This is a genomic window from Streptomyces sp. NBC_01190 (assembly GCF_045039895.1).
Taxonomy (GTDB): domain Bacteria; phylum Actinomycetota; class Actinomycetes; order Streptomycetales; family Streptomycetaceae; genus Actinacidiphila.
This window is the reverse complement of record NZ_CP108580.1, coordinates 7,565,445-7,588,619: the sequence shown is the minus strand read 5'-3', so window position 1 is coordinate 7,588,619 and position 23,175 is coordinate 7,565,445. Positions and strand designations below refer to the sequence as shown.

Sequence of the window (23,175 nt, the reverse complement as noted above, 5' to 3'; positions counted from 1 at the left end):
TGTCATGTGGGCGATGCTAAACCGTGGGGGGCGGTGAACCATTCGGCCCCCGGTCTCGTAGATGATGTAGTCGGTACGGATCACCCTCGGAGGGGATACATGGCACGGCCAGGCGACTGGAGCCCCCTCGGGCTGCACGGAGATCCCACACCGGGTGATCTCGACGTCCTTCAGTCCGTGCACGACCAGATGTCGGGCCTGGGCGACCTGGCGGGCGAGGTCAACTCGGGCCTGGACCGGGTGCTCAACCAGTCGACGGACAGCTTCATCGGCAAGACCGCGGAAGCGGTGCGCAAGAAGATCGACGGGCATCTGAAGAAGTTCATCGCCTCCGTCGGCGACTCCTTCGGCGTCTCGGCGCCGGCCACCCTCGACTACCTCAACGCGGTGCGGGAGGCGCAGGCCAAGGCGGACCAGGCGCTGGCCGCGGCCCAGGGGCTGCCGAAGGACGACCCGAAGCTGGAACCGCTCAAGACCCAGGTGAGCGAGGCCCGGGAGGCGTACGGCGCCGCCGCGAGCACGTATGCCAACAAGCTCTCCGAAGCGTCCCACATGATCCAGCAGCCGATCAGCGGCTGGCAGCTCTTCCTCCAGGCGCTCGGCATCCTCGCCATCATCCTGGCGATCCTGGGCGCGATCTTCGGCGGCTGGGTCGGGCTGATCGCCCTGGCGGTGAACGTGGCGCTGCTGATCAAGACGGCGGTGGAGTTCGCCGAGGGCAAGGCGAGCGTGCTGGACCTGGTGCTGGCCGTGATCGGCGTGCTCTTCCCCTCCACCAAGGGCCTGAACGTGGGCCAGTTGTCCAAGGGGCTCTTCAACACCCTCAAGAACCTGCCCAAGATGGCAGGCGAGGGGCTCAGCGACATCGGCCGCGGCGTCACCCACTTCTTCACCGACCCCGGCAGCTTCAGAAGCGTGTTCAGCGGCGTGACGTCGCTGCCCGGACTTGTCATCCGCGGGCTGACCGCCATCGGCAACATCGCCCTCAACGCGGGCAAGGTCACGCTGGGCGCGCTGAAGCTGATCGGCACCACCTTCCGCAACGACTTCCGGCTCGCCACCATCGGCACCACCAGCTCGCTGGGCAAGATCGGTGTCTACGCGATGAGCTTCGGCAGCCGCTTCGTGGTCAGCGCGACGCTGCCGCTCGACTTCTTCGAACTCGGCATCGGCGCGCGGGCCGCGATCAAGGTGGGCCTGGGCACCCGGCTGAGCACCCCATGGGCGCACCTGGCGCAGCCGGTCGTCGGCGGCGGGCTGCACGTCGGTGCCCTCGCCGGGGAGCACTTCGGCGCCCACACCGGGAGCGGCGGGACGGCCGGCTTCGGCGGGCTGGACCACAGCGCCTTCAGCGGCCTGTCCGGTACCGGGCTGCCGGGCCTGCACAACGCCGGCACCCCCGGCCTCGGTTCGCTGCACGGCCTCAACACCGGTGTGAACGTGGGCGGTCTGCACAACCTGTCCAGCGTCCAGTCGATCCACCTGGGCGCCGGAGTCACCCCCTCGTCGCTGAGCCACGCCATGTCGAACGTCGGCGCGGGGGCGAGCGCGGTGGACCACCTCACCGCCTTCGACCACGCTACCGGCTTCGACCGCACGGCCGCCGGCCTGCTCGAGCCGTCGGCCACCCACTTCGGCGCGGGCCACATCTCCGCGACGCACATCGGCTCCTTCGACACCACCGGTGTGAACGTCGGTTCCGCCACCTCGCATCTCGGGGGCGCGAGTCCGCACGGCGGCCGGGTGGACCTGACGGGAAGCGCAACCGGGCTGCACACCGCGATCAGCGACAGCATGTCCGGGATCCGCGGCGCGGCCGGGCACGCCGCGGACTTCCACGCCCTCGGCATATCCGAGCTGAAGAGCATCGTGGACGGCGATGTCAACGTGGTGCGGATGACACCGGACGGCATCACGATGCACGTGGGCGCCCAGGCGGGCGAGCCGACCGCGCTGCACATGAACTTCCAGACCATGTCGCTCACCAACGGCGCCGGCCACCAGGTCGTCGTCGCACCCGAGGCGCACGCCGTGCTCGGCACCTCGGACGCCAAGGCGGCCAGCGGGCAGACCCTCACCTCGGCCCCGCCGCCCACCGCGGTCCGTGACGCGACGCCGACGCCGACGCCGTCGTCTTCGGCGTCGGCGTCGGCGACACCGTCCACCGTGACCCCGCATGTCACCTCGAACGCGACCACCACCGCGCCCGCGCACGGCGCGGACGAACTCTCGGGCACGGCAGGCACGTTCACCGGCGGCGCCGACCTCGCCGAGCACGGCGGCGCCCTGGGCGGCGACGCCGGGCGGTTCGCCGAAGGGCCCGGTGCGCACTCCACCAGCGTGCGCGGCGACCAGTTCGGCGTTTCGGCCCATGACCGGCTCGACCTCGCGGGGCGGCGCGACGGCACCGGCGACACCGCCGGATCGGCCGCCCCGGCGGTACGCGAACCCGGGGGCGCCGCCGAGGCGGTGGCCGTCGCCGTCACACCGGACCATGTCGCCCTGCGGCCCGGTCCGCGGCCGCAGGCGCACCCCGGCGCCTCGGGCGCCGCCCGCCCGCCGCGCAGCAGGTTCGAGGCCGTCACCGGCGGGGTCGGCGGCCGGATCGGCGCGGAGCGGTTGTCCGCCTGGAACAAGTACGAGATGGCCACGAGCGAGGCCACGCGCGCGGAGAGCGCCCTGCACGACCTCGGCGGCGGCATGGAGAAGCCCTCGGAGACGGTCGACCAGGCCGCCGCGAAGCTCGACGCCCACCAGGCGGGACTGGGCGTCGACGCGGCCCGTCAGGACCTGGCCAGGCTGCACATGGACGTGGACGCCATCCGGGCCCGGCTGGACGGTCTGGCGACGCCGAAGACCAAGCCGGGTTCCGGCCTGGCCTCCTCGGCCGGGCACGACGGGGACGCGGCGCACGCCGCCACCTCCGGCGAGCAGGCGAGCCTCGACAAGCTGGCCAAACTGTCCGCGCCGACCGGCACGGGCGAGCGGTCCCTGACCGGGACGCCGCTGTCGACCGCCGGGCACGACGGAGACGCGACCGGCTCCCTCGGCGCCGACGAGCGGGTGCGGTTCGACACCCTTGGGAAGTTGTCGGCGCCCACCCACACGCCGGAGCGGTCCCTCATCGAGACCGCTCCCTCGGCGCCGACCGACGCGCCGGCCGCCGGGATCTCCCGGGTCGCCGACTGGTACGTGGACCGGCTCGACGGCATCGCGAAGGACGCGGGCATGTCCCGCGCGGACCGCTCGCCGCACACCGAGGGCATCGACGAGGCCGCCAGGGCCGGCGACTGGACCGGGGTCACCCGCCGGTACGCCGAGTTCCGCGACCGGGTCGAGATCGCCACGCTCAACCAGCGGTTCGACGCTTTCGAGGCCCACCTCGACCAGGGATTCGACCGGCTCGGCGAGCTGGGCGTGGCCCGCCACGACTGGCAGCTCAAGGTCGACGCGGTCCACGACGCCCGCCGCACCGGCGACATGGACCTCCAGAACGCCGCGCTGCGCGACTACACCGCCTTCGTCGAACGCCATGTGCCGGCCGAGGTGCTGACCGGCAAGGACGCACCGCGGGCGTTCGACACCGAACTGCGGCGGGTGCTCGGCGACCTGAACAGCGCCAAGGGACCGGGCGACTACGTACGGCTGCGCGAGGAGCTCGGCGGCCTGCTGGCGGACAACGCGCTCCGGGACCGGCTGGACGCCCTCGGCAGCCACCTGGGCGACGAGGAGGCCGCGCTGAGCGGACGGGTCGCCGCGGCCGGCAGCCCCGAGGAGGGTGACAAGGCGCTCCGGGCGCTGCACGACTTCCGCGAACAGCGCGACCTGGCCGACCGGCTGGACCGTCTCAGGTCCGACCGCGTCGGCACCTCCGACACCGCCCGGATCTCCGACGCCTCGGACCACGCCGGCACCCCCTCCCCCGGCCTCCACGAGCGTCTCGACGCCCTGCACGGCGCCCCCGACGCGCACGAGACCGAACTGCGCCGGCTGGTCGACGACGCCCCCACCGAGGCCGACGCCGGCCACGCGCTGGAGAATCTGCACGCCTACCGGGAGGAGAAGGCCCTCCAGGAGCGTCTCGACGCCCTGCGCGGCTCGGGACCGGGCGACGACCACCTCGGCGGCGGGTCCTTCGAACCCGTCCACACCGACGAGCGGGAACTCGCCGCCCGGCTGGACGGCCTGCGGGCCCCCGGTACGGACCCCGACCACGTCGGCGGCCCGGCGGACGGCGCGCACGCCGCCGACGCCGACGACCTGGCCGCCCGGCTGGACGCGCTGCACCGCGACGGTGGCGACCTCCGGGTGGCCGAACTGCACCAGCAGGCCCGCGAGGCCGGGACGGTGGAGGAGCTGGCCGCCGTCCACCAGCAGCTCGACGCGCATCTGAACCACCAGGAACAGCTCCGCCTTGAGCGGGTGCGGGACTACCGCGAGCGGATCGACACGCTGCGCGAGGAGCGGACCGGGCACCTGCTGACCGGCCGCTTCGACGCGGCGGATCGGGTTCGGGTCGAACTGGACGGTCTGGAGCGCGAGCTCGACGCCTCGCTCAGCACGGCGGAGAAGAAGGCGTCGCTCGTCGCCGAGCTGGGCAAGGGCGTCGACCGGCCGGAGGCCGCCGGGCACCTGGACCGGATCGTCGACCGGGGCCTTGAGGTGACCACCGCGGCGCACGCCGGCGGGACGGGCCAAAGCTCCCACACCTTCGAGGAGTTGGAGCGCTTCTTCGACTCCCTGCCGGACATGGGCGCGCATCCGCTGCCGCACTTCCGCGACGACGACCCCCCGCTGCCCGGGGACATTGGCCCCGGGCGCGGCGGCGACGAGGCGGGCGACCTTACGCTGCCCGACTCCCCGCACACCCCGCCCGGCCGCGCCGAGGCCACGGCCGGGGACAGGAGCGGCGCGCAGACCCCGCCGCCGCGGATCTCCGAGCCGGGCTCTCATGAGCTGCGGCTCGAAGCGCCGAAGGAGCGCCCGGCGCCCACGGCGCCGGCCGCCACCTTCGACGTGGCCGCGCATCCCGTACCGACCGCGCTGGACAGGGACGAGCTGCTGGCGGCCAGGGCCGGGGACGAGCACCTGCCCGAAGGTGGGTCGGGGCACTCCTCGGTGCATGACGTGCCGTCCGAGACGGTGTCGACGCACCCGGAGGTCCACGGCGGATCACCTTCCGTCGTCATCCACGACGGCGCGGCGCCCGGGCGGGCGGCCGTCGACCGCGATCCGCGCTGGGGTGAGCTGCGGGCCGGGGCGACCCCGGCGCCCCGGGAGCACCGGTGGGTCGACCCGGTGTCGCATCCGATGGGGCCGGGCGCGCACGCGCCGCGGTACGAGGTGCACTCGGCGTTCGACGTCCGCCGGTTCGAGGTCGGCGGCGCCATGGTGACCGATCTGACGGTCCGGGTGGATCTGGTCGGCGCGGCCGGCGTCACCTCGCACGAGGTGGACACGGTGTGGGACCGGGCCGCCGCCGGGATCGACCGGGTCTTCAACGCCCCCGGTCACCGGTTGGCGGGCGGTGATCTGCTGCATGTGACGCTGGAGCGGGCCGACACGGTGGCCGCGGCCGACGGCGCGAAGCTGTCGGACGCCGGTGACCTGAACAGGGGCGTGGGCGCGGGCGCCCACGTGCGGGTCACCGTCGGCGGTCCCAGGACGCCGATGAACCAGCACCACTGGTCGGTGGACGCCACCGACCAGGATCTGGCGCACGAGCTCGGCCATCAGCTCGGTCTGCGCGACGAGTACCGGGACCCGACGGCCCCGCACCGCCCCGAGATCGACGGCAGCCTGATGGGCGACTACCACCTCCCCGCCCCCGACGGGCTGGCGCAGGGCGGCCTGCGCGGCCGCTACCTCGACCTGCTGCACACCCACATCGGCGAGGCCGGCCACGCTGTGCCGGTCCACGGTGCGGGCGGCCGCGCGGCGGACGAGGTGCCGGGAATCGCCCCGCACACCCGCCACGACGCCCACGTCAGTGGTACGGGCCTGACCGGTACCGCCGTGTCGCCGCGCGCGCCCCGGCCGCAGACCGACTCCGCGGTGGCGGTCGGCGGTTTCACCGCGGCGCCGAAGGAGTTCCTCGCCGAGCACCAGATCCTGCTCCGGATGGACGAGGGCATGCGCGCCCGCACCCCCGGGGCCGACCTGGACTACGGGGCCTTCCTGCGCTGGGTGGACCGGCAGGACCGGCACTGGTTCTCGCTGACCAGGACGGCCGAGGAGGCCGGCGCCGGGGAACACGCGGCCTTCGTGCTGACCCCGGCGGTGGAGAAGTACGCCCACGAGTTCGCCCACGACACGGAACTGCGGGGCATCCTCGGCGACCGGGAGCTGCCCGCCGTCGGCGCCGACGAGGAGTACATCGCGGCGCACTACGTGCCGTACTTCCAGGGCAAGACGGCCAACCCGGAGGCCACCGTGGGCCACCGGGTGATCCCCTTCGGGCGCGGCGGCGACTTCAACCCCGACTTCGTCTTCACCGGAGCGATGAACGGCTGCGCCTTCACCGTGACCGCGGGGCGGGACGCCGACGGCTTCACCGCCTGGCACTACCAGTCCCCCACCAGCAACCTGGCGGACGCGGAGCGGTTCCGGCTGGAGCGCCGTCCCACCGACTGGTTCGGCGACGGCGAGTACCAGAGCCCCGACCCCGGTGCCATCCCCGAGACCACCAACATCATGTGGCGCGGCGACAACGGCTGGGAGTTCCTCAGCCAGGAGAACCATTCCGGCCTGCACAACGCCGCCGAGACGTCGCTCCACCGCTTCCAGCACCGGCCGGTCCGGTTCACCCCGGGGCACGAGTGGTCCTTCACCACCGGCATCCACCTGCGGAACGCGGAGGAACGGCTGGCGCGACTGGAGCGGTTCGAGCTGGAGAAGGCCGACACGATGCGGGCCGACAAGGGCGGCCTCCACCTCCAACTGGCCTTCTACGCCGCCAAGCTCCAGGCCGAGCAGGACGTGGCGGTGCTGCGCGGCGTCACCGGGGCCGCGGACCTCGCCCGGCGCGTCGACGGCCTCGGCAAGCACCACGAGCTGACCGGCGCCGTCATCGCCGAGCACCTCACCAGGCACGACGCCGCCCAGCTCGCCGAGGAGAAGGCGCTCTGGTCCTGGCAGAAGCTGCCGGGCGACGTGCTCTGGCAGCGCGGGCAGATCCAGAACCTGCTCAGCGGTCTCGACCCGTCCCGGTGGCTGGGCGCCCTGACCAGGGAGGCCAAGGCGTTCGAGGGCCCGCCGCCGGCCGCCGCGTCCGGCGCCGCCACCCACTCCGAGGGCGTCTCGCCCCGTGCGCCGACGGCAGGGACCACGGCCGCGGCCGAGCCGGTGCGGCTGCGCTGGGCGCCGCCGGTGAAGACCGACAGCGGCACCGTCGAGGGCGAGTGGAAGCAGCACGACGGCGGCGAGGCGGCTGCCGGACTGTCCTGGTCCGAGTGGAAGGGGATGGAGCACCGGCAGCGCGTCCTGCACGATGTCACCGTCGACACCGACGAGTTGGCACAGGCCGACCTGCACCAGTTCGCCGATCTGCTGACCAGGGGCGACAAGCCCGATCTGGCGGAGCGGATCCTGGACCGCGCCGCCCGGCTGGACACCGCGGCCAGGACGGCCGGATTCCCGCCCGCCACCGTGCACCAGGTCATCTGGCAGGGCCACGAGATCGTCGCCTTCGGCTCCGAACTGCGGGCAAAACTCGGCACGTTGCTCGGCCCGCGGGCGGCCGGACACCCGCTCTCGCCGACCGAGGCCGACGAACTCCGGGCCATCCGCGACAGGTTGGACACCGCCCTCAGGGGCCATGTCAAGGACGCGACCCCGTACGGCGGCCTCTACACGCTGCGCAACGACTACGGCCCGCTGGTCGGCACCGCCGACTGGCTGCTGGAGAACCCCGGGGTGCTGGACCGGGCCGCGGACAAGGCGGAGCACCCGGTGCCCGCTCTGGGGCTCAACGCCGACCTGAAGAAGCTGGTGACGCGGCGGGTGCAGCGCTACCGCAGCGACAACGCCTACGCCGACGTGCCCACCGGCAGCCAGTGGAACCTCACCGAGGCGCGCCGACCGGGAACGCTGCCGAAGGAGGAGCGCACCGACTTCGTCCGCGACCTCTCCCAGCAGAACATCACCCGGCTGCACGACGAGATCGATCCGGTGCTGACCCGCGACGAGCGCTACCGGACCCTCGTGGACTCCCTTCAGTCGCTGCCGTACCGCATCAAGCACTCCACCCCCGCATATCACGCGATCGCCAACTCCGGGGTGCTCTCGTCCCAGGGCGACCTGGCCCGCCGGGACGCGAAGTTCCTGGCCTCGGGCAAGAGCAGCGACGCCAACACCAGCAACCTGGGCAACGACGACTTCGCCTTCTTCCGCGTCGAGGCGAACGACAAGCCGATGCTGACCCGTTACGGGCCGACCACCCTCGTCTTCGACGCCAAGCTGCTGGGGCGCTACGACGGCTGGGTGTCGCTGCACGACCAGCTCGAACCCCTGGACCGCCCGGCGATGCGGGAGCTGAGAGCGCCGGTCCAGAAGCTCGACGCCGGGTCCGAGGGGGCCGACGGGACCGCGAAGGCGGCAGAGGGCGGGCAGGCTCCCCAGGCCGACGGGACCGCGGCCGCCGGGGACACCGTGGTGCGAACCACCGCCTACGGCAAGGGGGTCGGCGATCCCGGCACCAAGCGGCACTGGGTGAACACCTACCCGGGCCGTACCGGCGCGGCGAAGAAGGCCACGGTCGAGTTCGAGCAGGAGGTCTTCTTCGGGGACCAGTTCGTCGAGGGGCTCTCCCTGTCCGTGGTCCGTGAAGTCCTCCGGATCGGCGGCCCGTTCGAGGAACACGCCCTGCGGCTCGGCGCCGCGCTCGCCGACGCGACCGACACCGCGGCGGCCGACAGCGCGCGGACCGCCCTGGCGGATCTCGTCTCCAGCCTCTACCGGCCGGAGGCGAAGTTCGGCTCAGGTCTCCCCGTCGACCCCCGGCCGATGCCGCCGGGCGTACGTCCCCTCGGCACCACCCGGTTCGAACCGCTGACGGTGCACAATCCGCACGGCGACGGTCGCTATCTGCCCGACGGCAGCCTGGACCCGGTGGCGTTCACCGCCGCGCGGATGGCGGACCGGGCCGCCGACGCGGTGCGGGAGGGCGACAAGGCGCTCGCCAACGGCACCACCGTCGACAACGGCGTCACCAGGGTCACCAACCGCGGCCTCAAGGACGCCGTCCGCGCCTACGAGCGTGCCCAGGGCGCCGCCCGGAAGGCCGTGGAACGCACCGAGAAATTCCTCGAGGTCTCCGACGGCGACCGGGCGAGGCTCGCGGAGAAGCTGCTCGACGAGCACCGCGGCAAGTTGAGCGACATCGACGACAAACTCGCCCGGCTCCGGACGAACGACCCGTCCGCCAAGAGCCAGAAGGCTTCCGGCGCCAACGGCTCGCAGGAGGCGGGCCCCTCCACCGCGACGGTCGCCGGCCCGAAGAAGCTCTCCGCCGCGGCGCTCGCCAAGCAGGCGCAGAAGGCGGAGAAGCAGGCCAAGCGGCTGCTGAACCCCGAAAAGGCGGCACGGGCCAAGCTGGAGGCCGAGAAGCGGGCCAGGACGGAGGCAGAGGCGGAGACCGCCCCCGCTGCCGACGAGCCGGCGCAAGCGGCGGCCCCTGCTCAGCCGGCGGCCGTCCCGCCCTCGGCCCCTCAGCACATGACCCGGTCGGCATCGGCCGACGCCCACGCCGGCCCCGATGGCAGCCCGGACCGTACCTCCACCGAGCCCCCGCTCGGCGCGGCCGACCCGCGGTGGCGGGCGGCCCGCGCGGCCGCGGAACCCGTCAGCCGCGAGCACCGGTGGGTCGACCCCGTATCGCTCCCCCACGGTCCCGGCCCGCGGCGCACCGCCCCCCGCTACGTGGTCAGCTCCGCCTTCGACGCCCGCCGTTTCGAGGCGCGCGGGGAGACGATCACCGACCTGACCGTACGGGTGCACCTCACCGGCGGCGAAGGGCTCTCGGCGGGGGACCTCGACGCCCTGTGGCGCCGGACCGAGGACGGTGTGGCGCGGGTCTTCAACGCGCCCGGGCACCGGCTGCCCGGCGGCGACCTGCTGCACGTCACCGTGGAGCGCGCCGGATCGGCGGACCACGCCCATCTGGCCGTGAACGTCCAGGGTCCGGGGACGCACTCCGCGCAGCACACCTGGTCGTCGCGGGCGTCGTCGCAGGAACTCGCCCATGAGATAGGCCACCAGCTCGGGCTGCGCGACGAGTACCGGGACGCCACCGCGCCGCAGCGCCCGGCCGTCACCGGCAGCCTGATGGGCGACTTCCACCGCGCCGCCCCCGCCGGGCTGGCCCACGGCGGCCTGCGCGACCGCCACCTGCACCTCCTGCGGGCCGTCATCGGCGACCTCGACCACCCGGCGGCGACACGGGAGACAGCCCCGGCCGGCGCCCCCGGCAGCCTCGGCGCCGACCCGCGCGGCCCCCAGCCGAACGGCGAGCCCGCGCCGGGGACGGTGGCGGAGGGCAGCCGCTCGCTCGACCGCGTCCGGCCCGCGCCGCCGGAGCGCGCGCCCGAGCCCCTCACCGTCGAGTCGCTGCTGCCGCCGCCGCCCGCCCGGATGACGCACACCGGCCAGCTCAGCGCCGCCGACCGCATCCTGCCGTCCCGGCACAGCGCGCAGACCCTCACCGACGATCTCGTGGGCGGCCTCGCCGGCGTGCTCGGTGCCGGCCAGCGCGAGCGGCTGCGCGCGGAGTGGGGGCCGGAGGTGGCCACCGAGATCTGGCCGGCCCTGTCGGCGATGACCCGCGGCGAGGTCCGCACCCTCACCATGGACGTCGGCGGCTGGACCGGCGAGGTCGAGGTGTCCGCCAAGGTGGTCGGCGCCGGCCTGGTCGAGCACGGCGCCACCCTGGACTCCCTGGAGTTCGAGGACGGAAGCGAGTCCTTCAGCCGCGGCGGATTCCAGCGGGAGAGGCGTTCCGGCGTCACCGCCGGCCTCCTCGTCAAGGGCAAGGCCGCCGAACACACCGACCTGACCGGGCAGTTGTCCGGCAACTGGATGTGGGCCGACTCCCGTCGCGTCGCGAGCGGCGGCCGGATGTTCAGCCGGACCAAGACCGCCGAGCCGGCGCTGAAGGTCGGCGCCGAGATCCAGCTGGAGTTCGACTTCGCCAAGGTCCGCGGCAGGCTCGGCGCGCGCTTCGAGCCGGCCGGCGCCGGTGACGGCGCGCGCGGCACCCGGCTGCGGCTGCCGCTGCGGATCCCGGTCGCCAGCGCCGCCGCCGAGTCCGGCGCGCTGCCCGACCTGGCAGGACAGCAGCACTTCCGGCCCCCGCTCCGGGTCGAGCAGACCCTCGCGCTCGGCGGCTCCGACACCGTCCGGGACCTCTTCCTGGTGGACGCCCGGGGCGAGCGCACGGCGGGCCGGCTCAGCTCGGCGCTGCTCGGCGACCCCGCCGACCCGGCCTCGCTCGCCGCGTTCGGCCGCCTCGCCTTCGGCGCCGACTGGAAGCGGATCAGGAAGGTGGTGCTGAGCCGCCTCGGGTCCCTCGACGTGCTCCAGTTCGAACTGAAGGGCCTCACCGCGGGCGAGGTCCTGGAGATCGACCTGGGCGGGGACGCGGGGACCCTGCTGGTCACCGCAGAGGTCGCCTCGATGACGCACCGCCGGAACACCGGCCGGACGGAGTTCAACACCGGCTCCGACATCACCCGGGTCTTCGCGCACGGCCAGAGCGCCGACCGGTCGGTCCGCGCCGCGGTGACCGCGCAGAGCGCCGACCTCGGCGCGGGGCCCGGCAGCATCACCGGCGCCGTGCAGGGTGAGTACGACAGGGAAGGGCTCGCCGTCCGCCAGGAGTCGGTCCGTACCGGCACCGCGGTCAAGACGAAGGTGCCCGGGGTGGTCTTCGACGGCGTGGCGACGCTCGTCTTCACCCACCGCCGCACGGTCGGTACGACCCTGGCTCCGGTCACGGCGCCGGTCACGGCTCCGGCCACCACGACGGGGCCCGTCGGGGCGAGCGACGCGGTCGGGGGCGGCGCGCCCGCCACCGCCGACGGCGCCGGCCGGCCGGTGCGAGAAGCCAGGGCGAAGGTCGGGTTCCAGGTGCTCGTGGACGCCGCCGAGGCACGACCGGTTGCGGCGGCGGCGGTCTTCTCCGCCGCCGAGCGGCCCGCGGGACCCAAGCGGATGGCGGCCACCCCGGTCGAGGCCGGGGACATCGCCTGGCGCCCCACCGACCAGGTCTGGGCGGGGCTGCCGGCGCACACGGTGGTCTACGACGTGCTCACCGGTGAGGAACAGGAGGCAGGCCGACCGGCCACACAGCGGCTCAGCGCCCTGGTGGACAGCCTCGGCAGCGGCTACTTCGGCTCCGACTGGGCCGAACTGCGCCCGGCCGCGCAGGACATGGCGACCCGTGAGCAACTGGCTGCGACGCTGCCCCCGATGACCAGGAACACCACCGCCCGCAGCGCCCCGCTCCCGACACCGCTGCACACCGATGCCCAACTGGCCCTGACCGCGCGGCTGGAGTCGCTGGAGTTCCTGCGCACGCTCGACGGCGCGGAGGTCAACCTCCTCAGCGACGTGACGGACGACGCGGCCGGCCGGCTGAACTCGGCCGTCACCCACGGCGAGTGGCTTCAGGGCGGCGTGCAGCCCGATCTGACCGACGGCATCACGCTCGGACTGCACGCGCCCGGTGCGGCCATGGCCCATCGGGAGCGCTCGGGCGCCGGGGTGTCCGGCGGCACCGGCAGTGTGGCGAGCGCCAAATTCCCCGAGCAGATGGTGGCCTACATCGCCCGGGTCGCTGTCGCGGCGACCCTGGGACGACCGGGGGACAAGGCGGCCAGGAGCGGCCGGACCGAGATCCGCTTCGTGGTGGCCTTCCCGAAGTCCCACACGCGGGACTACCAGGTCGGCGAGGACGCGGCCGGCCCGCAGGTCTTCACCCGGCCGGCCCCCGCCGCCGCCTCCGTCCCCGCCGCCCTCATACCCGCCGCTGAGGCCACCCCCACGCCGAAGACCGCCGCCCCCCTGGAGTTCCAGCCGCCGGAGCGGGTGAGCGGCGGCAAACGGATCGGCACCGGCGACGTCGTCCTGGAGATCTCCGACCAGGCGGCCGTGGTCAAGGCGCTCAAGGAAGAGCTCTCCGGCGCCTTCGGCGACCGGTGGGACCAGGTCGAGAGCGACCTCGGCCTGTTCTTCGACGGGGCCGTGACACAGCCGAAGACGGCCGGCCTGACCGCCGGGCAGACGTGGGGAAGCACCTTCACGGCCGGCCAGGTGACCGCCGACATCCGGATCACCGCGGCGGCGGCCGAGATGACCGAGTATCTGCGGGTCGAGAAGAACTTCGAGTTCGAGCAGGGCACCGAGTCGGGCGCCGCGGTGAGCAGTTCGCGGGAGAGCACCTCGCGTCGCACCACGTGGCAGCGGTTGGTGCTGAAGGCCCCGCACACCGCGGTGAACCTGACCGGGCTGCGCCACTACGACACCCTCAAGGGGCGCACGCTCGACCTCCGCACCGGTGTGGTGGCCAAGAACAAGACGGTCGAGCCGGCCGCGCTGTTCAAGGGCCGGATCACCTACACCGTCGAGGTGCGGGTCTCCCGCGCGGTGCCGGGCCTCGGCAGGACCCGGACGCTCACCGTCGGCACCGAAGGACGGTTCGCCTTCCCGGTCCGCGATCTGCCGGTCGATCCCACGACCCGGCTGGTCCCCCGCCCCGAGCAGCGCTACCGGCCGCCGAGCCGGATCGAGGAGGCCCTGGTCCTGGGGGCCAGTGACATCGTGCTCGACGTGCTCCCGGCGCACGCCGTGTCCACCGTACGGCCGACGGCGGCTACGACTACGGCCGCGGCCTCGGACCGGGAGACGGCCGCGGACCGGGAGACGGCCGCGGACCGGGAGACGGCCGCGGACACGGCCACGCAGCCGCGGGACATCGTGGAGTCCGTACTCCGGCAGCTCGATCCCTCGGGCCCCGGGGTCTTCGGATCGGACCGGGCATGGCGGAAGGCGCGGCTGAAGCTCAAGGACCGGCTGCCGGCCGCCGAGTTCCAGCGCCGCCTCAGGCCGATGATGGCGGGCCAGCCGTGGACCGTCCGGGTCGACGGCCGGCAGGTGATCATCAGCGCGAGCGTCCGGAAGATGGCGCACAGCGCCAACACCAAGGCGACCGAGTTCAACACGGCCACCGTCGGCGTGGCCGGCGGCGGCCGGACGGAGCAGGACCTGGGCGGTCCCCAAGTGGTCGCCACCGCCACCAGCCTGACCGTGGTCGGCACCTCCGACCCGCTCGGCGGCCTGCCGGCCGAGGTCTTCGCCGGCGCCACCGTCGCCCACACCACGCAGGTCGAGAACATCGCGGAGACGGTCACCGCGACCCGTACCGCGGCGGGGACCAAGTCCAAGGTGCCCGGCAGTGTCTTCGACGGCGTGGCCCGGCTGCACTTCGAGTTCCGGGCCCCGTGGCGGCCGTTCGGGCAGGCGGTCGACCAGCGGGTGGCGCCGGAGGCCCGCGCGGCCCGGCGGCGGATCGACGCCCTCCGTACCGCGCTCGACCGGCGCCCCGGCCCCGGGTCGGCGGAAGCGGTCGAGCCGCGGCGGGAGCTCGACACCGCGCTCCAGGACCAGTTCGACCGGATCCGGGCGGCCATCGCGGCCAAGCAGGCCCGGGCCGGCGCGGCGACCGCGTACCCGGCGATGACCAGGAGGGCGTTCGGCGTCCGCAAGCGCGTCTTCGGCGACGCCGAGATCGGCTTCCAGGCCCTCGTGGAGAGCGCCGACGCGGTCAAGGTCGCCACGGACGCGGAAGCGCGCTTCGACGCCTCGCAGCCGCGTACCCCGCGTCCCCGGCCGGCCGCGAGCGCGGACCCGGCCGACGGCGTCGCGATCCCGCGGCCGCCGGAGTCGATCTGGCGGCAGGGCATGTCCGGCGGGCAGCTCGTCCGCGACCTGCCCGACGTGGGGTCGCTGCGCAGCCTGCTCGACGCCGAGGGGCGCAAGGCGTACGGCGGCGGGTGGACCGGCGTCACCAGCGGCGGTGAACGGCGCGGCGATCTCGTCATGGCGGCGTTCCCCAAGGACCGCCTGATGGCCGGTCTGCCGCGGATGACCCGGGGCGAGGAGCTGACCAGCGAACCCTTCTGGCTGAACGGCCGGCGGGCGTGGGTCTCGGCGAAGGCCGAAGTGGTCGGTCTCACCCATCTGCGGGCCGAGCCGAAGGCCGAGGTGGCGCTGGCGACCGAGAACTCCTCCCAGTTCAGCCGGCGCGCCCTGCATTCGCGGCAGGTCTACCTGCTCGCCCAGCTCGGCGCGCTGGCGAGCGCGGTCCACAGCAAGCTGGGGGCCGCGGCCACCTTCGGCGGCGGTCAGCGGCGGCGGACCCGCAGCGAACAGTCCACCGGCGGGCGGACGTTCAGCAACGCCAAGATCCCGACGCCGCTCGAACACTTCGACGGCAGCGTCAAGTTCACCTTCGCCTTCCACCACGGCGACGAGAGCCGGCAGGCCGCGGGCGTCGTCCCGTTCGGCATCTCCGTCCCCGTCGCCGAGATCACCGGGCACCACGCCGCTGCCCCCGGTCACACCTTCCTGCCGCCGGAGCCGGCTCAGACGCCCGAGGACACGGCGACGGAAGAGGTCCTGGCCACGGACAAGGTCGTAAATCCGGAGACGGTCCGCGCCACCGACGAGGCCCTGGACGCCGCGGCGCCCGTCGTCCCCCGGCAGGAGCGGAAGAATCAGGAGGAGCAGGAGGAGATCGTGCTTCCGCCCAGCAGCCGGCCGCCGCTGCCCACCATCCGCGAGGAGGCGGAGCCGGAGTCCGACGGCGAGGACGTGCGAACGCCGGCACCGGCGCCGCTCGTCCAGCCCCAACGCGTCGGCGAACCGCGACCGTTCGCGGAGCCCGCGCGCCCCGAGCCTGCCGCCGACTCCTTCGCCACCGTCCGGGAGCGGTATCCGGCGCCCATCGCCCGGCATCCCTTGTGGACCATGTGGGGCCACAACGGCCCGACCCCCGGCACCTCGTCGTACGCCGTCGAGTTCCCCGCGCTCGGCCTGCGCGGTGTCTACGCGCCGCCCGCCTCGGGACAGGGCATCGGCGAGTGGCACTGGCGGGTGGCCGGCTCGGCCGAGCCGGTGGCCGCGACCCCGCTGACCCTGCGTTCGCTCCGGCCGCTCGCCCCGGCCGAGCCGAAGGGGACGGCCGGGACCGCGAGCGCGGCCGAGACCGTCGTCGGCACGGCGGATCTCGCCGCGCAGCCACGGCTCGCCGCCGACGCGGCCCGCGCCCGGCTCGTCGCCGCACTGGACGCGGCCCCCTGGAGCGCCGGCCTGCGATGGCGCGGCGACAACGACGACCTCTACGTCTTCGCTCCCGCCGGGTCCGCCGCACCCGACGTGGTCTTCGGCGCCGGTCTGCGGCCCTGCGGTGACGAACTGGTCCATGTCGCGGCGCACGTGCGGGACGGCGGCAGCCCCGGCAGCGCCTGGCTCACCGCGTCCCGTGACATCCAGTGGCTGCGCGCGCAGGCGCCCGCCGCGGAGGGCGGCGCCGAGGCCGCTGTACTGGGCCGATACGGTTGGCGGTACGACATCGCGGCGCCCGGGGGCGTGGACGTCAACGAGACGCTCGACCTCGCCGCCCCGCACCCGGAGCGGCGCGAGATCCTCTACCCGGGCGGGGTGGACAGCCGGTACATCCGCGGTGCGCAGCGCCTGGAGCAGGGCCGCGCGGCCGGCCCCTACACCACCAATCCCGGGTTCGTGGACTCACGAGCGTCCGGCATCGCGACGGAAGGAACGGCAGGGTGACCACCGCCGTACATCGTGTTCAACCCGGCGCTCGGCGCGGCGCCTTCCGCACCATCACGGACGCGGTGCGCGCGGCGGTCAACGGCGACGAGATACGGATCGCTCCCGGCGACTACCAGGAGCGGCTGCTGATCGACCGGCAGGTCTCCCTGGTGGCCGAGGACGGCCCGGGTACGGTGCGGATCGTGCCGGTGACCCCGGGCCTCGCGGCGCTCGAACTGTCCACCTCCGCCACGCTGAACGGTGTCACCGTGCTGGGCGCGGACCGCTCCCGCCCCCTGGTGCTGGTCATCGCGGGCACCGCCGAACTCCAGGACTGCGACATCGCGGGCGGCCGGCTGGAGGTCGTCCGCTCGGCCTCGCTGCGGATGACCCGCAGTGTGGTGCGGGACGCCGAACTCGCCGGTGTGCACGCCGACACCACCGGGACCGTCTGGATGACCGACGGGCTCGTGGAGAACATCGAGGGCACCGGGGTGGTGCTGGCCGGCGCGGCGCGGGCGCACCTCACCGACTCGACCGTCCGGGCCGTCAACGGCTCGGGCATCCGGGTGCGCGGTGAGGCGCGGGCCGAGATCCGCCGCTGCGAGATCGCGGCGCCCGGCCGCAACGGGCTGCTGGTGGAGGAGCGGGCGGGCGTGGTGCTCGACGGCTGCCGGGTCAAGGACGCGGCGGCCGAGGCGGTCCGGGTGCTGGGCAGTTCGCCCCGCGGCGAGGACGAGGCCGACGGCGGCGGTGTGCTGATCACCGGCGGCGAGGTGTCGGGCGCCGGTTCGGTGGGGATCCTGGCCGCCGGTTCGGGTGACGTGCTGGTCTCCGAGTGCGGTGTCCGGGACAGCGCGGGGGCCGGCGTCGCGGTGGACGGCGCCGCGCGGATGGAACTGGTCGACTGCCGGATCACCGAGTCGGGCGCCTCCGGGGTGGTGGTGCGCGGCTCCGCCAAGGTCGTCGTCTCCGGCAGCACGGTGCGCGGCGCGGCCGGCAACGGCATCCTGGTCGCCGAACGGGCCGAGGTGCGGGTGACCGGCACGGTGGTGCGGGACTCCGCCTTCAGCGCCGTCCACGTCGCGGGCGAGGCGATCGCCGAACTCACCGCGCTGCGGGTCGAGGGCACTCCGGAGCACGGCATCGGGGTCGCCGAGCGCGGCCGGCTGACGGCGGAGGACTGCTGGGTCGCGGACTGCGGCCTGTCCGGGCTGCACCTGGACGGTTACGCGACCGCCACCGTGGGCGGTCTGACCGTACGCCGCGGCCGCAACGGCGTCACCGCGCAGTCCCTCGGCCAGGTGCGGATCCAGGACACCCGGATCTTCGCGGTCGAACGGGCCGGTCTCACCTGCGGCGCGGACGCCTCCCCCGAGTTCACCGACTGCCGGGTGACCGGCGCGGGCACGGCCGGCATCGTCGTCGCCGAGAAGGCGACACCGCGGCTGCGCGAGTGCGCGGTGAGCGACACCGAGGGCTCCGGCATCGTCGTGGCCCGCGACGGCGACCCGACCGTGGCGCGGACCACCGTCAAGGGCAGCGGTAAGAACGGCCTGTTCGTCGCCGAGCACGGGCGGGGTACGTACGAGGACTGTGTGCTGTCCGGTACGGACTACCCCGCGGTCCATGTCGCCGCCGACGCCCGGCCGGTGCTGCGGCGCCTCCTGGTCCAGGACACCGCCGAGGACTTCAGCGTGGACGAGGGGGCGCTGCCGACGGTGGAGGGCTGCGTCTCCCAGCGGGTCAAGTCCGCGGTGTGGCCGGACCGTGCCGCCCCGGCCGGCCAGCCGCCCGCCGGCGCGGCGCGGCCCGCGGCGGCCGGCCCGCACGGCACCCCGGCCGCCGCGGCACCCGACGCCGAGCGGGACGGCGGCGGCGAGGTGGTCGTGCAGGAGGAGAACCTGGACGACCTGCTCGCCGAACTCGGCCTGCTGGTGGGCCTGGAGCGGGTCAAGCACGATGTCGCGTCGCTGGTCAAGCTGATGCAGATGGTCCGCCGCCGGGAGGAGGCCGGCCTGGCCGCGCCGCCGCTGAGCCGGCACCTGGTCTTCGCCGGCAACCCCGGCACCGGCAAGACCACGGTGGCCAGGCTCTACGGCCGTATCCTCACCGCGGTCGGCCTGCTGAGCCGCGGCCACCTGGTGGAGGCCGACCGCTCCTCGCTGGTCGGTGAGTACGTCGGCCACACCGGGCCGAAGACCCAGCGGGTCTTCGAAGAGGCGATGGGCGGCGTTCTCTTCATCGACGAGGCGTACTCGCTGACCCCGGCGGCCGGGTCGAACGACTTCGGGCACGAGGCGATCGCCACCCTGGTGAAGCTGATGGAGGACCACCGCGACTCGGTGGTGGTGATCGTGGCCGGCTACCCGGACGAGATGGAGCACTTCATCGACTCCAACCCCGGTCTGGCGTCCCGCTTCAGCCGCACCCTCCAGTTCGAGGACTACGTCACACCGGAGTTGGTGAGCATCGTCGAGCACCACGCCGAGCGGCACCAGTACCGGCTGACCGATCCGGCCCACGAGGCGCTCACCGCGTACTTCGAGGCGATGCCCCGCGGCGAGCGGTTCGGCAACGGCCGCTCCGCCCGGCAGACCTTCCAGGCGATGACCGAGCGGCAGGCCTACCGGGTGGCGGAGATGACGGCGCCGGAGGAGGACGACCTGATCACGCTGCGCCCGCAGGACCTTCCCGACTGGCCCTGAGCCACCGCCGACCAGCACCACCCACTGCCGACCGCCGACCAGCACCGCCCCCCACCACCCACCGCCGACCACCACCTGCCTCGGCCGGACCACCGCCGGACCGAACCACCGCCGCACGGCCCCGCGCGACGGCCCACCTCATGTTCCCCGCTCCCCCGCACCCGGAGAGACCCTCATGACGTCCCCCTCCCAGCCCGACGGGCCCGAGTCCGCGTCGCCGCCGGCGGCGCCGACCGGGTCGCAGGACGAGCCGCTGCCCGGCGGCCCTTCCGGCAGCGACCCGGAACCGGGTCACGGCATCCTGGCGGCCGACCACTCCTACGCCGCCGGCTTCGCCCGCCAGCACTACTTCTCCGGTGCGCGCTTCCTGAAGCCCGGGCGCCGGGTCGCGGTCGCCGTCGGCGGGGTGGCGGCCGTCGCGGCGATCGGCGTCGGGGTGGCCACCGCCCTGCCGCACTTGGGCGGCGACGACCATGTCGACGCGCAGCCGGCCGCCTCGGCCAAGCCCCTCGGCGCGCACGCCACCACCGCGACCGACAGCCCCACCGCCACGGATGGCTCGCCGGGTGCCCCCAAGTCCCCGGTCAAGCACCCGCCGGCCAAGCCGCCGGCCGGCCAGGGCGCGAACGCGCCGGTCAAGGCGCCGGCCGATGCCCTGCCGGCGATCCCCGGCGCCCCCCGACAGCCCGCCGTGCCGTCGGCCACCACCTCGGCCACGCACCCGAGCACGGGCAAACCGCCCGCCAAGCCGTCGGCGCCGTCCCACCCCATCACCTTCCAGGGCGCGTTCGTCGTCAACTTCGCGTCCAGCCGGTGTCTTGCCAGCCAGGGCGGCTCGCACAGCGCCGGCACGCTGATGGTGCTCGCCGACTGCGACAAGAGCGACCCGTCCCAGGGGTGGGCGTTCGCCTCCGACGGCACCGCCCGCGACTTCGGCGGCACGATGTGCCTCGATGTGGCGTCCCCGGGCAACGGCGCGGCGCTCCGGCTCGCCGCCTGCTCGGCCGGCCGCGCCGCCAACCAGTCCTTCGTCCTCAAGACCTCCTACGACCTGGTCGACGTCCAGCCGGACCTCTGTGTGGACGCCAAGGACAAGAACACCGCGGCCGGCACCGTCCTCCAGACCTGGAGCTGCGCCGGCACCGCCAACCAGAAGTGGCGGATGCCCTGATCCGATGGGCGCCGTACGGGCCGCCGTCTCGTCCCCGGTGACGAGGCGGCGGCCCTTTCCCGCTCGGGGCGCCGTACGCGCGGCCCGGCAGGCGAAAGACAGGCGAACGGCAGACCGCCGGGCCGGGCGGATCGCGGCGCTTTCGTCACCGAGCGTGTTCGCGCCGTCTCGCGAGAGGGTCGCACCAGGGTGCCCGCGGGCAGCCGCCGGAGCGGGGCGCGGCGGCCGTCTCGCGGGGGGACGCCGCGGGCGCCGGTGGCGGTCAGGCTACCCTGGACAGGGGTTTTGCCTGCGGTCCGGTCTCCGGCCGGTCTCCTGACCGTCTCCTACCGTCTCTTTGAGTGCCGGGTCGCAGGCCGCGCGACCGGCCACCGGGCCGTACCCGCCCGATCCGTGGTGAACGATCCGTGAGGACGGTCCGTGTGTCTAACCGGGGTCGTCGGCAGGGCCGGAAGATATTCGGGCCCGGTCCGCCGGAGACGGCCTTCGAGCCCCGGCCGGTCCGCCTCTTGGACGGCGGCAACGGACCGGTCGGGGCGCCCGGGAGGGCGGCCGGCATCTCCCGGCACCACGCCTGATGCCCTCTGTGCGTCGGCGTGGGCGGAACAGCGGTCCTGAAACGCTCGGGGCGGCGGCGACACGGCGGTGAGGAACGCGGATGGCTGAGAAGACGATGAAGGACCTGCTGCGTCCACCCGGGGATTCCGACGGCTCCGGCCGGTCCCTGCTGGTGGGCCCCGAGGCCGGTCTGCTCGCGGTGCTCGACGCGTACGAGGCGCTGGCCCACGCGGGCGCCGAGCAGACCTGGGAGGCGTTCACCGCGGCGTACGACTGGACGTCCCCGGTCGAGCGGGCGCTGCCCGCCCCGGACGCGGCGGGACTGCTGCCGACGGCCACGCCGTACGACACCGGCCGGCTGGTGTCAGGACGCTGGGAACTGCCCGGCGGCGACCGGCAGGACCGGCGCTGGCTGACGCTTCCGGTGCCGCCCGCGGCGGGCACAGCGGACCCGTCCCCGGCGTGGCTCTTCGCCGTCCCGGCCGAGGCGCTGCTGCGGTACGGGACGCGGGTGCCGACGGCGGACGGCTTTACCATGGAGGTCGTCGACTTCTACGTGCCCGCCGGGCTGTCCCGCCCGGCCGCGGCGCCGGGGAACCGGGTGGTGACCGCGGAGTTCGTGGGCGTCGGCGTGGCCGCGATGGCGCTGGGCGCGACGCGCCGGATGGCCGCCCTCATAGGCGACCGCGCCGCCGAGGAGGAGCTCGCCGGACTTCTGACCAATGTGCGCAAGGCGCTGCGGCAGGTGCTGGGGGCGCGGGCCCGGTGGGTCACAACGTCCCACGGTGCCGCCTCCTGGGAGCGGGATCTCGGCGTCGCCCTGAAGCGGGTGGAGGCGGTGGCGCGGCACGCGATGGCGGTGGCCTACGGCGCCTCGTCGGAGTCGTTCGGTGCCGGCGAGGGGACGGGAACGGGCGATGGTGGCAACGAGGAGGCGAAGCCACTGGCACTCTGGAGTGCGTCACTTCTCCAGAACCTGCGGTTCTCGGCCGATCTGCTGCCCGAGGACCGTCTGCCCGATCCGGATATCCAAAGGAACTCCTCCGCATGACCGTCATCGCGTATCAAGGCGAACCCGGCTCCAACTCGGCCACCGCGGCCGCCGATCTCTACCACGACGGCACGGGGCTGCCGCTGCGTACCTTCGAGCAGGCGATGGAGGCCGTGGCACAGCGCAACGCCGACGTGGCGGTGATTCCGGTGGACAACTCGGCCGCGGGACGCGTCGCCGACGTGCACCACCTGCTGCCGGAGTCCGGGCTCTCCATCGTGGCCGAGTACTTCCTGCCGATCCGTTTCGCCCTGATGGCGCCGCCCGGGGCGACCGCCGAGCAGCTCGCGTTCGTCCGCAGCCATGTGCACGCCCTGGGGCAGTGCCGGAAATTCCTGCGGGAGGGCGGCTGGCGCACTCTGGTGAGCGACGACACGGCCGGCTCCGCACGCGAGGTGGCCGCGCTCGGCGACCCGCGGCACGGCGCGCTGGCGCCGCCCGCGGCGGCGGCCCTGTACGGCCTGGACGTGCTGGCGGACGGGGTCGAGGACGAGCACGACAACACCACGCGCTTCATCGTGCTGGCGCAGCGGGCGGTCCATCCGGAGGTGACCGCGGGGCCGGTGGTGACGAGCCTGTTCTTCACCGTGCGCAACATCCCCAGCGCCCTCTACAAGGCGCTGGGCGGCTTCTCCAGCAACGCGGTGAACATCACCAAGATCGAGAGCTATCAGATGGGCGCCGGACTCCAGGCGAGCCGTTTCTACATCGAGATCGAGGGCCATGCCGAGGAGCCCCGGGTGGCGCTCGCCCTGGAGGAACTCGCCTTCTTCTCCACCGAGGTACGGAACCTGGGTGTCTACCCGGCGCACCCGCACCGGCTGAGCAGCCGCGCGGTGTGACGGCGCCCCGTCTGCGCG

Annotated in this window: 5 protein-coding genes; all 5 read left to right on the top strand. The window is 74.2% G+C overall.

What is annotated here, in order from left to right; all coding sequences use genetic code 11:
• Window positions 1-99 precede the first annotated feature (99 nt).
• The 5 genes from OG519_RS31815 (at window position 100) to OG519_RS31795 (ending at window position 23,157) form a co-directional block, all read left to right on the top strand.
• The gene (locus tag OG519_RS31815; protein WP_405591326.1) at window positions 100-16,845 is read left to right on the top strand and encodes a hypothetical protein; all 16,746 of its coding nucleotides are present in this window, start codon (window positions 100-102) and stop codon (window positions 16,843-16,845) included.
• Window positions 16,842-19,535, top strand: a complete 2,694-nt coding sequence (locus OG519_RS31810) for a right-handed parallel beta-helix repeat-containing protein (protein WP_405591323.1) — start codon at window positions 16,842-16,844, stop codon at window positions 19,533-19,535. Before OG519_RS31815 ends, OG519_RS31810 begins: the two co-directional genes overlap by 4 nt.
• Window positions 19,536-19,710: 175 nt before the next feature.
• The gene (locus tag OG519_RS31805; RefSeq protein ID WP_405591320.1) at window positions 19,711-20,706 is read left to right on the top strand and encodes a ricin-type beta-trefoil lectin domain protein; all 996 of its coding nucleotides are present in this window, start codon (window positions 19,711-19,713) and stop codon (window positions 20,704-20,706) included.
• A 658-nt stretch (window positions 20,707-21,364) separates the two neighbouring features.
• Window positions 21,365-22,315, top strand: coding sequence for a hypothetical protein (locus OG519_RS31800; protein WP_405591317.1), 951 nt, complete (start codon window positions 21,365-21,367; stop codon window positions 22,313-22,315).
• Window positions 22,312-23,157, top strand: a complete 846-nt coding sequence (locus OG519_RS31795; RefSeq protein WP_405591314.1) for a prephenate dehydratase — start codon at window positions 22,312-22,314, stop codon at window positions 23,155-23,157. The genes OG519_RS31800 and OG519_RS31795 overlap by 4 nt, the downstream gene beginning before the upstream one ends.
• The last annotated feature ends 18 nt before the right edge of the window (window positions 23,158-23,175 follow it).

Bases quoted from the DNA above. Each gene is read 5' to 3' on its own strand.
- OG519_RS31815 (WP_405591326.1), top strand. From the start codon at position 100: ATGGCACGGCCAGGCGACTGGAGCCCCCTCGGGCTGCACGGAGATCCC.
- OG519_RS31805 (WP_405591320.1), top strand. From the start codon at position 19,711: ATGACGTCCCCCTCCCAGCCCGACGGGCCCGAGTCCGCGTCGCCGCCG.
- OG519_RS31800 (WP_405591317.1), top strand. From the start codon at position 21,365: ATGGCTGAGAAGACGATGAAGGACCTGCTGCGTCCACCCGGGGATTCC.
- OG519_RS31795 (WP_405591314.1), top strand. From the start codon at position 22,312: ATGACCGTCATCGCGTATCAAGGCGAACCCGGCTCCAACTCGGCCACC.